We start from the raw sequence: 13,802 nt of genomic DNA on the forward strand, positions 1-13,802 counted from the left end.
ACTGACGTAGATTGCTAAAAATAATGAGAACCATGCTAAATTAATGGCAATACCAGGGTTAGGTTTAATAACTGCAACGGCATTAACAGCCTCAATTGGCAATGCAGCAAATTTTGAAAATGGTAGACAATTATCAGCATGGCTTGGTTTAGTGCCAAAACAGCACTCAACTGTTGGGAAAGAAAGGTTATTAGGAATTAGTAAAAGAGGCGACGTATATTTACGTAATTTATTAATCCATGGAGCCCGGTCTGTTTTTACAGCTAGGGTATTAAGAACTAAGAAATTGGATAAAGTAACAGGTGATAAGAGCAAATTCACTGATTGGATGTTTAGACTACAAGAGAGACGAGGTTATAATACTAGTGTAGTGGCGGTGGCAAATAAATTAGCAAGAGTAGTGTTTGCAGTACTAAGAAATGATCAGCCATATAGTGAAACAAAAGTATGTTACTAAAAGTTTAATATTAATTATTTTTATAAAGGTGGCTGATTTTTTAAAAATTTAAAAAAATAAGGTTTAAATTTTAAAAAATCAGCGGTTGGAATAAAATAATTAAAGTAAGGAATTCCTACCAAGGAATATGCGAGAGATGATAATATTGATGATGAATAAGACAAACCTTAGCTTATGAAAAAACTGTTTAACTCACAGGCTCAAATGAAGTCGTTAAGGTGATAATGTTAAAGTTCATAAGTTAGCGAATTCCATCAGGGCTATGGCACTTTATTGAGCCTTAAGTCGAATACATGACTGCATTTGCTTTTTTTCTGTCAAGTATTATTTTTTTCTTGCATTTTTGGGTAGTTCCATACATGTTGGACTTTGGACAAAATAATTTAGCCTATATTTAGCAACTTATAATTTATCTTTTATGTAAAATAATTTACCTAAAATTGTAAAAATATTAACTATAGATTAATAATAATCTTAGAAAGATAACTCAGAATACTAGTTTTTTATCAAACTTTCTATTTTGTGAAAAAACAGGGATTTTTGTCCAAAGTCCAAATACATGAGTTGGTAAGAAAAAGTTATAAATTTATGCGAAAAATTATAAACTAAGTTCACTGTGTGAACCAAGGCGAATTAATTTCAGCGTGTAATCATCCGACTTCTGATAGATAAGCACAAGATCGGATTTAATATGACAATCTCGGCAATCTTTCCAATCACCGATGAGAGGATGCTCACGCATGCATTTAGGTAATTGTGCATCAATGACTAACAATTCAATCGCTTTCGATAAATCATTATCCAAAGTTACGCCATGTTGTCTACGTTTTTCTCTTGTATAATCACGTTTAAATTGTGTAGTACGCTTAATCGTTCGCATTTAAATCAGTTAATAAATTATTTATGCTACCAATAGTTATTAGTTTACCACTTCGTGCGGCTTTTATAGCCTCAATTGTTTTAGCATTTGGTACAAGTGGATCAAAAGGCAAGGCTTTTTCGCGTGCAATACGGGTTAGAAGCATACGAAAAGCATCTGATACAGTAAGCCCCATAGTTGATAGTACAATAGAAGCTTCCTCTTTTATATTCTCATCAATGCGAGCACGAACAGTAGTATTAACAGCCATGATAATTCTCCATTTTATAGTTTCTAAGCTAGATTGTAGCTCAGAAAGTATAAAAGAGTCAATTAATATAAAAGAAATATACCAAATTTGATTTTACAGAAACAGATTCAGATAAAACTTTATCAAAAATGTAAAGAGTTAAACGATAAGGGGGTGTATTTCATGCTTTCAAATTCTAATTTTCAGTTTATAAAGCATATATATAAAGATTTTTATATAGAAGATTATAGAAGCACCACGCACTATTAATTGTAAAGCTAATGGCAGGAAAAATGCAGAAGAGGTTTTGATTAGAAATTATCAATAAAACACAAGATGGTTCAACTGCAAATAAAACTGAATTTATAACTTGGACGAATAAACAAAATATCTAGGTAATTATTAATTGAACTCTATAGTTTCAATTTAACAGATATTAATTAAAAACCCCAGATTTATTATTGATGACTTTTGGTGTCCCCAGTTATTTCAATCAGCTATTAGTTGAGGGAGTGGGACACCTCAAGTTTGTCTATTTATAATGAGTTATTTATGTTATAAGTTGTTATATCAAGTAGTGTTATTTTAATTTAATAATATAATCAAAATTATAGAATAGTTATGAATACAAAACAAAAAGATAAGGTACTTAGTTGTTTAGATATAGCTAATTATTTTTTAGTTTTAGTAGATAGAGAAGCCGGCGATGCCATAACCCAGCTAAAGCTGTACAAACTAATATATTTTGCTCAAGGGATAAATCTTGCTTTATTTGACGAACTACTTTTTGAAGAAGAGATTGAAGCATGGACACATGGACCAGTAGCACCAGCTTTGCGTTCAACATTCGGTATTTTTGAAGCTAATATCATTCCTACACCTAGAGAAATAGATTTTGATATTTATAGCCAAAAGCAGAAAGGATTAATTTATAAAGTCTATTCTCTTTATGGTGAGCATACAGCTGCCTATTTACGTAATTTAACACATACACATTCTATTTGGTGTAAAGCTATTATGTGTGACAATAAAATTATTACGAAAGAAGAAATGCATAAGTTTTTTCAAACTGATGTAATAAAGGATATTAAAGATTATCTGTTATCAATTTCAAAAGAAGATATTGCCCAAATAGAAAACGCTGAAGATCAATGGTGGATGAATTATGATAGCATAGTTCCTGCAGAAGATATTACGAAACAGCTTTTAAAAGCAAAGAAAAGGAAAGAAATTGACAGTCATCTATTGGTCTAATGAGGCACTTGAGCAAAGACAATTCTGGAAGCATACGGATACTAAAATAGATAAACGAATTCAGAAGCTGCTAGATAATATTCTCCTAACACCCTATGATGGGATAGGAAAGCCTGAGCCTTTAAAACATAAATTAAGCGGTTTTTGGTCTAGAAGAATAGATCAGAAGCATAGATTGGTATATTTTTTTAATGAGGAAACGAAAATTATCCAGATAGAGAGTTGTAAAGGACATTATTATGAATAAACCTGTTTAATTTACAAAAAGGTAAAAATTTTGTTCTAAAACGATTAATCTTCTTAAAAAAATTTTAGTAAAAGCTTCTATCGTCCAATTTTGCAAACTTTAGATTAAATATGCTAGGTAAGACTCAAAGTTACAGTTAAACATTACCTATGTCTATCAATCAAAACTCTAGAAGGCTATAGAATATGAGTGGTAGAAGCAAAAAAGTATAAGAAAAAGCTATAAGTCAAAACTTACGCTATGTTTTACGACAAGTGCCGTAGTATTAGGGTATTATTAAAATTATTCACTGCGAGGGCATGACTTTTGGTCAAGGTTTTTAGTCATACTTGAGATAACATAGCGTAAGTTTTGATAAAATTACCATCATTCTATTTTAAAGAAAAGTTATTTTATAATCTCAACCTATAAATGTATTAATTAAAAAAACAACTTAAATTATATTAGTAAAAAATATGATGTAAAAATATCACGAAACATGATGCAAAGTATGATTTTCTATGCTATAATAAATCCTCTGAAACACAGGTACTATAGAGGTTTATGTGAGAAAAATCACCGTCAAATTTAACAAGTCAAAAGATATCGAAAATCTTAAAAAAATCATGAGAAATGTTTACGCGAGTAATAGTGATCATTTACCGGATATTGCTAAATTTCATTTGGGCGAGAAAATTTTTATACCAAATCAGGTAGATAGAGCAGAGTTGCACATAATAACTGCCAACGGCACTGACATTATAACATTTTCTAAGGCAGCACTAAGCTTTTATCTTGGCACTCAACATCCTTTCACTAAAATAGCCATGACCTCTGAGGATGATGGTAACTATATTGTCCTACCCTGGAACTTAGATAACCGAGTTGGTAGAGATAATCTAAAAAACCTAATAAACCGGATTCCTAGCAATGTTAGAGAACTAAAATATATCATATATGTTAATCATCAGGACAACCTAAGTAGCCTTAGTCTTGAGAATAGCAAAGATTTAAGCCAAAGCCTAACCTCACTCGCTAGTTTACACCTATCGGATATTATGGCAGAAGATGAAACCGAGAACTTGCTGAATAAAATAGGTGATTTAGAACAACGTCTAAGAGAAAGAGATAATATTGTTAATAATTTAACTACGCAAGTAGCTAACTTACAAACTCAAGCACGATCTGTCTCTGCAAACCAGTCTTGGACAGTTGCATTACCAAATAACTTAGGTAATCTCAATGCACCAACCTCGAGTTTGGATTTTGACGGTATTAAAGCAAATCTATCAGGCTGGAAATCTTATGCTAACATTAGCGATGTTGTCGGCAATGTTACCATTGATCTTGTTAATAAAAAACTAATTATTGATGGTAGTTGTAATAGTATTAATGCTTCTTAAGCCCAATAGGTATAATATTTAGAGATTTATATGATAGCAATATTAAGTGCCTTTATGGGGTTTTTCAGTAGTTTTATACCGGAGATTTTGCATTTTCTCAAGGATAAAAAGGACAAAGAACATGAACTTAAATTAATTGATTTGCAATTAAAAGCTTTAAAAACTGGTCATAGTGCTAGGCTTGAGGAAATCCAAATTAAGGCTGATAATGATGAAAGTAAGTATTTGTATCAATATGCTGGTATGCAAATAGCTAGTAACAGCAATAATGGTAATTGGTTTGATTTTTTAGCTACCAGTGTTAGACCAATGATTACTTATATATTTTTTCTGCTCTATGTAGCATTAAAATTAGCTATCTTCATAAAATTTGGTGGATCAGTTGACACCCTATGGAGTAGTGAGGATCAAGGAATATTTTGTGCAGTTATTGGTTTTTGGTTTGGTCATCGAGCTTTTGGCAGATACCGAGTGAATGGTAACAATAATGGTCATACCTATAGCAATGGTAATGGTTACCCCTATATCAATGGTAGTAGTAATGGTAAAGTTAATGGTTACAAATATTGATAGCAATAGTAAAGCAGAATATATAATTAAGAGCTTTGAAGGACTAAGATTGCAACCATATTACTGCCTAGCTGGTTTAAAAACTATTGGTTGGGGGCATGTGATAAAAGAATACGAACAACAACAAATGTCTGATGGTATATCGCGGGAACATGCTGATTACTTGCTAGAGCAGGATATAGAACAAGCTAAATATGCCATTTATCGATATTGTCGCGTACCATTAAACTACTGCCAAGAGGGAGCTTTGATATCGTTCGTCTTCAATTGTGGAGCTGGTGCCTTTCAAGCTTCCAGTTTACGACAGAAGCTGTTAAGGGGTGAATATTTATCAGCTGCCGATGAATTTCCTAAATGGGTTTATGCCCGTGGTGTTAAGCTTAAAGGTTTAGTTAAAAGACGATTAGTAGAGAGAGAAATATTTTTACATAATACCAACTCCTAAAATTAGTTATCACGTCGTTGCACTTCATGTTCTACGGTACTCACATACTAAATGTACGCTCCGCTCTTCGACATTTATACTGCGAGTAGCAACTTAATTTTAGGATTATAAAAAAAGCATTATGCAAAGAGGATGAAGAAATGAAAGCCACAAGAATAAAAATAGAAAAAAACCAAAAGCAACATCAAGATCAAAACATTGTTAGTTTGAGCAAAAAGAAAAATAAACCTCTAGAGATTGTTTTAAATGATACTGTAAAACATACTCCATCCTCACCTGAAGTGATGCCACAAACTGTTGAGCAGGCAAGAAAACACTATGCTATTTTTAGTGATCATGAAAATGTTGCCAGCCAAAATATCATTGAAGCAAATGAGTCAATAGCTGAAAAAGTGAACGAGCTGCATAAGTTGGAGAAGATACATCAACAGCTACTCTGCACGGAAGATAGTCTAAAGCTAGAAGTAATGAACTACATGCAATTCCATATTTACCTAAAAATGGGCGATCATGTTCTTGTCTCGTGGAAGAACTGTATCCGTAGAACATTTGACCTACCAAGATTCAAAGGTGATTACCCTGAGTTATATAGTGAATATGTCAAAGAAATCTCTCCAAGGCTCTTTAGGCTTTATTAAGATTTGCTGATATTGTTAACTAAGACTTAATATTTCTACTTTTAATATTATTTTTTTTTGCTATCATCAATTAGCCAAGCCATTAAAAATAATAAAATGATAGGGTACAAGGAAGAACAAATAAGTTTAATAAAAGAACAAAAAGAAACTGTGGGGTTACTATCAATAGGAACCTTCCTTGAATATTTTGATCTGATGATATATGTACACATGGCAGTATTTCTTAATGACTTATTTTTTCCAAAAACTGATCCACACACTGCTACTTTGTATTTTGCAGCTACTTTTTGTGCAACTTATATACTTAGACCATTAGGAGCTTTAATATTTGGATGGATAGGTGATAATATAGGGCGTAAGCCAACAGTTATCATCACAACTATTACAATGTCTTTATCATGTATTGTTATGGCTAATCTGCCTACTTATGAACAAATAGGAAGTCTAGCAGCTTGGGTAGCGATTATATGCCGGGCTGTTCAAGGTATGTCTTCTATGGGCGAAATAGTGGGGGCAAAACTTTATTTAACTGAAATGCTTAATCCACCTATACAGTATGCAACTGTTGGATTGATAAGTGTTTTTGCTGTCCTAGGAACATTAGGTGCTTTAGGAGTTGTGTTGCTTGTTACTTCTGATATTTTTAACTGGCGTGTAGCATTTTGGATAGGTGCAATAGTTGCATTTATTGGTTCTGTTGCAAGAAACAAACTTAGAGAAGCCCCTGAATTTGCTGATGCCAAACGTCGAATAAAAAGAGTTTTTGAAAAAACTAATACAGATATAAATATTTTACAAGACAATCCTATTTGGCAAGAAAAAGTTAATAAAAAAACCGTACTAGCTTTCTTTTTATTACAATGTGCTTTACCGGTATGTGTTTATTTTATTTATATATATTGTGGTAACATTTTAAAAACTAGCTTTAGTTACACACTATCCGAAGTTATTTATCATAATTTTATTGTCTGTCTAATGGATATGTTAACCACATTAATATTATGTTATTTAAGTTTAAAAGTGTATCCATTATTAATTGTGAAAATTATACTGTTAATATTTTCTATTTTTATGATATTTTGTCCGTATTTATTAAATAATATTAATTCTCCTTATCAGTTATTTTTTATTCAATTCTTTATAGTTTTATGGAAGCAATGCTTAAGCCCTGCTATTCCCATTTGTTTAAAAAGCTTTCCTATATTTAAACGTTTTACCTATGCTAGCATGACATTTGCTGTGTCTCATGCTGTGATATATGTTATTAGCTCGTTTGGTTTTATCTACCTTATTGAGTGTTTTGGCTATTGGGGAATATGGTTTATTATGGTTCCTATAATTATTGGTTTTGTTTACGGATTATTGCATTTTGAAAATCTGGCAAAAGCATCTAAAAATTATCCATATAAGAAATTTCATAGCCTAAAGGCAGTGGGATAATAGACAAATTATTGTGACATAGCTTGATTAATTGTTGTTCTGCTGTTGGTATTTCCAAATATGCACAAAGAGTTATAAAATGTCCCATAGTTTCCTTGATGATCTTCATTGCCTTTTCTGGTGATTTAATTCCTAGTGTTTGTAAGTTATGAATGCGATCAAATAATTTAATCAATATCACATCATATTGTTCTTGTTTAAATAATAAATCTAAAGTCTCTTTAGCACTGATCTTACCATAAGGCTTGACTCTTGTTAGACCTTCCACTTTGCTAGCAACTTGACTACCAAAAATTAGAGCGATCATCTCTTCAGTAAGTATGGTATCTTCGATCGTGTCATGCAGTAAACTAATAACTATCATGTCAGTTTTAAATAATTTGGGAATTTCTTGGGCTGTGTATTTACTAACCAGGTAAGCTACTTTTATTGGATGAGAATAATAGGGTTCGCCTGATTGTCGAATTTGCTTGCCATGATATTTCTTAGCATAATAGATAGCTTTAGTAATTTCGTTAATATCTACTGGATGAGTTGCTTGTTTGTTTAGCTGAGATAGTTTACACAGTAAACTATCAGAATATTTGCAAGATTCAAACTTTATTTGCCAATTATGCAAGTCTTCCATAAAATACCTCTCCATTATTTTAATGGTAAATTAGACTAAACTAAAAATACTGCCAATAATTTTGTGATATCTTTTTTATTGGACTTTGGACAAAATACCCTATTTTTTTACAAAATAGTAAGTTTTATAAAAAACTAGTATTTTTAGCTAACTTTTTAAAAAGTTTATCAATCTATAGTTAATATTTTTGCAATCTCAAGTAAATTACTTTATATCTCATATAGATTATAAGTTGCTAAATATAGGCTAAATTATTTTGTCCAAAGTCCAATTTTTTAAGTTATTTGGGAATTTGTAACAATAGCTTTTCAATTGCCTGCTCATAAGTGATAAGTTCTGATAAAGTCCAATTAAACTGGTTAAAAATATCATAGGCGTTATTTATCTTAGTACTAATAGTAGCTGTATTAAGTCTCTTATTAGATAACAACTCTATTAGCTTTTTTTCCTGGGTCTTTTTATATTTCTCATGGTTGGCGGTACCAAATTCTGCTATATTATGCATACTTCTAGTCCGTATTTGTATTTCTATGTTACGGTCATAGAAACCATCTACAACTATGACATGCAAGGAACGGTAACCATTATTCTTAGGATTGGCAATATAGTTTTTAGTCCTCTTCATATTAATGGGATAGATTTTATAAAGAATAACCCATACTTTATAACAGTCATATTGCTTATTAACTATAATCCTAAAACCAATTAGGTCAGTTAATTCTTTCACAGAGATAGCCTTTCTTAACATCTTATTTAAAGCAGAACAAGGGTCTTTTAATCTGCAATGTATTTCAGCTGCTACATCATTTTTACGCAGGTTAGTACTAATATTATCTATAATGTTACGTAAATCTTTAGTAGTAGTATCTTGCATAATTAATACTATACTAAAAGGAATCTTGGATGTTAACAAGTAATAATTAGATTGTCAATCGTTAATAAATCAATAGAAATTTGTCATACAAAAACTCATAAACTATTATTCTACCCTTCTATTAGATAATTTGGAGAACAGAAACACTCTAAACATAAAGTTTATTCTACTAACATGATATAATTCATAATATTTGTACCTCCAAATTTATTAGATATTTTTTATGGTTAGTGAAATCATGTTATTATAGTGATTATTATTAACATGATTTCACAAGCTTATAAGTTATTAGTCATATTGTTAATCATATCTACGCTCTTTGGTTAAAGGTAATTTTACTGGTACTTGTAAAGTAAAGGTTGTACTCTTACCTTGTTGGCTGCTAATCTCAATTTTACCATTTAGATCGGCAATAAATTGTTTGACTAAGCTCAAACCTAATCCTAATTTTAAATTTGATTCTGAGCTTGAGTTAGATTCCAATTTCTCACCAGTATCTTTGCTAGTCGAGCTAGTAAAGCTAGAACTATCAAGACTATTTAATTGTTCATAAATATATTGTTGCTTTTCTTCAGACATGCCAATACCTGTATCATGAACAACGAATTGTAAAACATCTTTAGCTTTCTGAGCTTCTGCAGATTCTACACCACTAGACTCTTTATTATTTTGTAATAGTACGGTACATGCAGGAAAAAAATCGCTGTTTAAGAAAACATGACCTTTTTCAGTGAAATTAATAGCATTACTAACTAACTGAGTTAATATTGCCTCAATTCGATAACTATCACCAATGGTATCTGGAATATCAACAAAACTCTTTGCCAGCCTTATGCCTTTATATTTCGAGGTTAGTTTTAGCCTATTAATAACTCTGCTTACTAATTTTTCATGGTTGAATTTCTTAGAAATTATTGGTACTGATACTATGTTTGTGGTAGACATTAAGCTTGAATAACACTCAACAAAATCTAGCATATTTGTCGAGTAATCAATTAGTTCTTTAGTACAATCAGCAATATCGGCTATAGACAACTTTTTAACGTTATTGTTCTCTATTTCAAGGAGTGTTAGAGCAAGTGCAAAAATGCTAGTACACGGAGTTTTTATGCTAAGAGCTGTATTTGTTATAAAGTCTTTATGGAGTAAATTAGCTAATTTTAGTTTTTTCTTGGTTTGTTGTAGCTCAACAATAATATCACTATTGATATTATTTGTTTCATTGTTAGTTCCAGGGATGTTGTCACTGGTAACATTTTTATTTATATTTTTTTCATTGGAAATTTTGTTTTGTTGTTGATTTTTATCATCGGTAGTCATACAATCAATTCCTATTGTTCGTTGAGAAAATAGAAGCACGAGGTTAGATTTAAAAATTTTGTAGTTCTTGTTTCTAACCTCGTCGCTTGATATCGCACCATACGCTATCCTTTTTAGACATACCTTGATTATTTCCTAGAGTACAGCGGTTTTTTAGCCTATTAGTAATTTTTTTTAAAAATTTTTAGAATAGTGTTAATCTAGAGACAGTGGATAAAATTATTATTAGTTGGTAGCTAAATGGCTTATAAGTAAGCCATAAATTAGCTGCTTAACATAGCAAATCATTCTGTAAGCCTTATAATATAAGGCTTACAGTGTGTAAATACTGCGTTTCTGATCTAAAGCAAATATTACCTATATTTGTATCAGGTTTTTTTACCACTCAACAAAGCTAATTGTATATCAAAAGCAAGGGGGTGTTTCATTGGTTATGACTTTTAAACGACCATGTTACCAATATATTGACGATTCTTGTAGTATTCTTGTGATATTTATGATACAATAAATGAGCTATTTATTAGTTGAGCTGTTAGTTCAATTATTAATATTAAGTCTTACTTAAATACTTATAATCATGACTACTACCAAAAACAAACCGTTACCATTTTTCACCTGGGTTGGTGGTAAAAGAAAACTTGCTGATCAATTGATAAAATATGTTCCTGCCACCTTCAATAATTATTATGAGCCTTTTCTTGGCGGTGGTGCGTTATTCTTCAAAATAAAAGATAGGTGTAAGCAATGTTTTCTATCTGACATTAACCTAGAGTTAATTACTAGCTACAATACTGTAAAAAAGAATCCAACATTAGTAAGTGATTTATTTGCAGCCCATAAAGAGCAACACTCGAAAAAATATTATTATCGTGTACAAAAACATAATGACAGCAATGATCCAACTAACATTACTGCTAGGTTTCTCTACTTAAATAAATATTCTTTCATGGGTATGTATCGAGTTAATAAGAGTGGTAAGCTTTGTTTGTCCTTTTCTTCTAAGAAATATAATAGTGCTAATTTTGATAAGAAACTACAACAATGTAGCAGTTTTTTAAGTGATGCCACAATTTATGTCACTGATTTTTCGTTTATCGAACCTAAGGAAAATGACTTTGTTTATTTTGATCCACCTTATTACCAAACTGGAGAGAGATTTTATACTAGATTACCCTTTGATAAGAAGGAACAAATCAGGTTAAAAGATTTTGCTAAGGAATTAACGAGCAAAGGGGTAAAACTAATGATTTCTAATAGTGATAGCGACTTTATCAGAGATATATACCAAGATTTTACCATAAATACTGTTGACATTAAATACGCTATCACCAGACAGAAAAAAATCTCTAAAGAGCTTGTTATTACTAATTATGCTTCAGGGTAGAAGTTATTACAACATAAATCTTCAAAGTGGCTAAGCTTTTTTATTATTGTTTTTATCAAAAATATTATCGGCTTTTTCCATAAATTCTCTAACAGGATCAATACTTAATCGTGCATAAATTGATGTTGACCTAGGATTTTTATGGTTAAGAGCTTTACCAATGACATACTGACTTGCCCCAGCAATAGCCATCCAACTTCCCATAGTCCTGCGAAGATCATGTAACTTAAAATCTTTAAGACCAGCTTTTTTCCTAATCTTAATCCACGCTCTTTTGGGATCTTCTAGGTGTCCACTTTTACTATCATGATCACTTGGAAATACCCATGGACATTGAGGATCACGTTGCTCATATCTTGCTTTTAAGATTTCCATAGCTTGTTTTGTTAAAGGAACTAAATAAGGTACACCCTTTTTAGGATTAGGTACATACCATGTTTCATCAATTAAGTTGATATTATCCCACTGCATTGACAAAATATCGCCCTTCCTAGCTGCAGTATACAAATGCATGAGAATAACATCTTGTATTATTTGAGGCTCTTCTTTTACAACCTCAAGAAAGCGTTCTTTTTCTTCAGCAAGTAAATATCTGTCCCTTGACTTTTCCGGATGTTTTGTAATACCAGTTATTGGATTGTTTGCTAATATCCCCCATTCAACTGCTCTATTAAATATTCCTATGAATCTCTGAACACATTTATTAGCCATGATTTTTTTACCATCTTTGGTTAGGTCATTAAAAATCTTTTGTACATCATCTCTCTGTATGGTGGATAGCTTTCTAGTATAAAGATGTTCTGCTTGTCTATTAATATCAGCAACAACATGCTTCCAACGCTTTATTTTGTGCTTGGCATAGTTTTCAATATATTTATTATCAAAAAATTCTTTAAAGGTCATTTCCTGTTCTTCTTGTTTTTCCTTTTTTAACTCTTGAGTTTTAGCTAAAGTAGGATTTATCCCTTTAGCAAGCTGATTTTTAAACTCTGCTGCCTTTGCTCTTGCTGCTGTAATAGAAATATCATCAGGAGAAGATTCTAGTTTATGAGGAAAAGAGCCTAATTTAATTTTGTGACGTGTACCATTAATTGTTTTGTTTAGAAAAAAACTCTTAGCTCCTAAATATGATACATTCAGGACTAATCCTTTTTCTTCAGTATCTCTATAAACATGTTGGACAATTTTAGGGCGGATAACATTGCCTTTACTACTTTTTTCTGCTGGAGGAGGGGTAATTTTTTCTATAATCACTTTAGTGAAGTTAAATGAATTGATTGTCATAGATACCTACCTTGAATTACATTGATTATTTATTAGGTAATAAAGCTAACCTAGTCAATTTAATTATTTTAATATTTAATTCATATTTAAAGAATTACCGCTGATGGAAATAATTTGCAAGAATTAATTTATACTAATGAGAATTAAAATAAGGCAGTGTTTAAAAGTGGTATTTTGACAATTTGGATTATATTTTTAGTAATTAAACTTAGGCTAGGTGATTATTTTTAAATGGCAAAACATTCAACTTTAGGTTGATTGAGTTGATTGTTGATAATGAAAATAATTAACTATTATTTGCTGAGTATTCTAATAAATGAAGTGCTGAAAAATACTAATTTTGTATGTGCATGATATGTGCTTTTTTGCCAAAATAGCCTACGAATTTGTTATAAATTGACAAGTAATACAATTTCCTATACTATTAAAACTTAATCTAATTAACCGGGGGAAATACTATGAGTATAAGGGTTTTAACGGAAATATCACTAAAAGTAACTGGCGGGAGTGACGGGACTCGAACCCGCGACCTTCTGCGTGACAGGCAGACGCTCTAACCAACTGAGCTACACCCCCTTTTCAATATCTATATATATATAAAGTCAACCCTTATGTCAAGAGCTCATCAGCAACTTGTCAGGCAGGGCAATTTAAAAGTCGGGTTATAAGGCTTGAGTTATAAGGAGAAACGTGATAAATACCTCATTACAAATTTTTTCAACTAGAAGCAATGAGGCAACAGTGAGTATAACGAAACTTTTAACGACAGT

The 13,802-nt window shown here is 31.3% G+C and carries 14 protein-coding genes, 1 tRNA gene and 1 pseudogene; 9 read left to right on the plus strand and 7 right to left on the minus strand.

All coding sequences use genetic code 11. From position 1 onward, the window contains the following. Positions 1 to 37: 37 nt before the first annotated feature. Positions 38 to 457: pseudogene (locus tag NBW66_RS15215) on the plus strand (transposase); the annotation flags it as partial. A 598-nt stretch (positions 458 to 1,055) separates the two neighbouring features. Here NBW66_RS15215 and NBW66_RS03560 read toward each other — a convergent pair. Next, positions 1,056 to 1,337, minus strand: a complete 282-nt coding sequence (locus tag NBW66_RS03560; protein ID WP_250311722.1) for a type II toxin-antitoxin system YafQ family toxin — start codon at positions 1,335 to 1,337, stop codon at positions 1,056 to 1,058. Next, on the minus strand, positions 1,324 to 1,587 hold the full coding sequence (locus tag NBW66_RS03565; protein WP_250311723.1) for a type II toxin-antitoxin system RelB/DinJ family antitoxin: 264 nt from the start codon (positions 1,585 to 1,587) through the stop codon (positions 1,324 to 1,326). The genes NBW66_RS03560 and NBW66_RS03565 overlap by 14 nt, the downstream gene beginning before the upstream one ends. A gap of 600 nt (positions 1,588 to 2,187) precedes the next feature. On the opposite strand from NBW66_RS03565, the gene NBW66_RS03570 reads away from it, so the two are divergent. The 7 genes from NBW66_RS03570 to NBW66_RS03600 all read left to right on the plus strand — a co-directional run bounded on the left by NBW66_RS03570 (position 2,188) and on the right by NBW66_RS03600 (position 7,542). Beyond that, the gene (locus tag NBW66_RS03570; RefSeq protein ID WP_250311724.1) at positions 2,188 to 2,820 is read left to right on the plus strand and encodes a Panacea domain-containing protein; all 633 of its coding nucleotides are present in this window, start codon (positions 2,188 to 2,190) and stop codon (positions 2,818 to 2,820) included. Beyond that, complete coding sequence (locus NBW66_RS03575; protein ID WP_250311725.1) at positions 2,798 to 3,067, plus strand: Txe/YoeB family addiction module toxin; 270 nt, start codon at positions 2,798 to 2,800, stop codon at positions 3,065 to 3,067. The genes NBW66_RS03570 and NBW66_RS03575 overlap by 23 nt, the downstream gene beginning before the upstream one ends. Before the next feature lie 545 nt (positions 3,068 to 3,612). Beyond that, complete coding sequence (locus NBW66_RS03580) at positions 3,613 to 4,449, plus strand: hypothetical protein (protein ID WP_250311726.1); 837 nt, start codon at positions 3,613 to 3,615, stop codon at positions 4,447 to 4,449. Between the two features lie 30 nt (positions 4,450 to 4,479). After that, positions 4,480 to 5,019, plus strand: coding sequence for a hypothetical protein (locus tag NBW66_RS03585; RefSeq protein ID WP_250311727.1), 540 nt, complete (start codon positions 4,480 to 4,482; stop codon positions 5,017 to 5,019). Then, complete coding sequence (locus NBW66_RS03590; RefSeq protein ID WP_250311728.1) at positions 5,003 to 5,464, plus strand: lysozyme; 462 nt, start codon at positions 5,003 to 5,005, stop codon at positions 5,462 to 5,464. Before NBW66_RS03585 ends, NBW66_RS03590 begins: the two co-directional genes overlap by 17 nt. 140 nt (positions 5,465 to 5,604) lie before the next feature. Next, positions 5,605 to 6,102, plus strand: a complete 498-nt coding sequence (locus NBW66_RS03595) for a hypothetical protein (protein ID WP_250311729.1) — start codon at positions 5,605 to 5,607, stop codon at positions 6,100 to 6,102. A gap of 96 nt (positions 6,103 to 6,198) precedes the next feature. Then, positions 6,199 to 7,542, plus strand: coding sequence for an MFS transporter (locus NBW66_RS03600; protein ID WP_250312251.1), 1,344 nt, complete (start codon positions 6,199 to 6,201; stop codon positions 7,540 to 7,542). Here the strand turns inward: NBW66_RS03600 and NBW66_RS03605 are convergent. From NBW66_RS03605 to NBW66_RS03615, 3 genes are all read right to left on the minus strand, one after another. After that, the gene (locus NBW66_RS03605; protein WP_250311730.1) at positions 7,493 to 8,170 is read right to left on the minus strand and encodes an HD domain-containing protein; all 678 of its coding nucleotides are present in this window, start codon (positions 8,168 to 8,170) and stop codon (positions 7,493 to 7,495) included. The two genes, NBW66_RS03600 and NBW66_RS03605, sit on opposite strands and share 50 nt — an antisense overlap. Positions 8,171 to 8,450: 280 nt before the next feature. Beyond that, a complete protein-coding gene (locus tag NBW66_RS03610; RefSeq protein WP_250311731.1) occupies positions 8,451 to 9,044 on the minus strand; it encodes a nucleotidyltransferase family protein in 594 nt (197 codons plus the stop codon). A gap of 300 nt (positions 9,045 to 9,344) precedes the next feature. Then, the gene (locus NBW66_RS03615) at positions 9,345 to 10,364 is read right to left on the minus strand and encodes a sensor histidine kinase (protein ID WP_250311732.1); all 1,020 of its coding nucleotides are present in this window, start codon (positions 10,362 to 10,364) and stop codon (positions 9,345 to 9,347) included. Positions 10,365 to 10,938: 574 nt separating this feature from the next. Between NBW66_RS03615 and NBW66_RS03620 the strand changes: the two genes are divergently transcribed. Further along, positions 10,939 to 11,748 carry a DNA adenine methylase gene (locus NBW66_RS03620; protein WP_410525849.1) on the plus strand — a complete coding sequence of 270 codons (810 nt, stop codon included), beginning with the start codon at positions 10,939 to 10,941 and terminating at the stop codon, positions 11,746 to 11,748. 30 nt (positions 11,749 to 11,778) lie between these two features. On the opposite strand, the gene NBW66_RS03625 is transcribed toward NBW66_RS03620, so the two are convergent. Both NBW66_RS03625 and NBW66_RS03630 read right to left on the minus strand, forming a co-directional pair. After that, complete coding sequence (locus NBW66_RS03625; RefSeq protein WP_250311767.1) at positions 11,779 to 13,032, minus strand: tyrosine-type recombinase/integrase; 1,254 nt, start codon at positions 13,030 to 13,032, stop codon at positions 11,779 to 11,781. 499 nt (positions 13,033 to 13,531) lie between these two features. Next, positions 13,532 to 13,608, minus strand: a tRNA-Asp gene (locus tag NBW66_RS03630). Positions 13,609 to 13,802 lie beyond the last annotated feature (194 nt).

The sequence above is a fragment of the Rickettsia endosymbiont of Oedothorax gibbosus genome (genome assembly GCF_936269705.1).
In the GTDB taxonomy this organism is placed as follows: Bacteria; Pseudomonadota; Alphaproteobacteria; order Rickettsiales; family Rickettsiaceae; genus Tisiphia.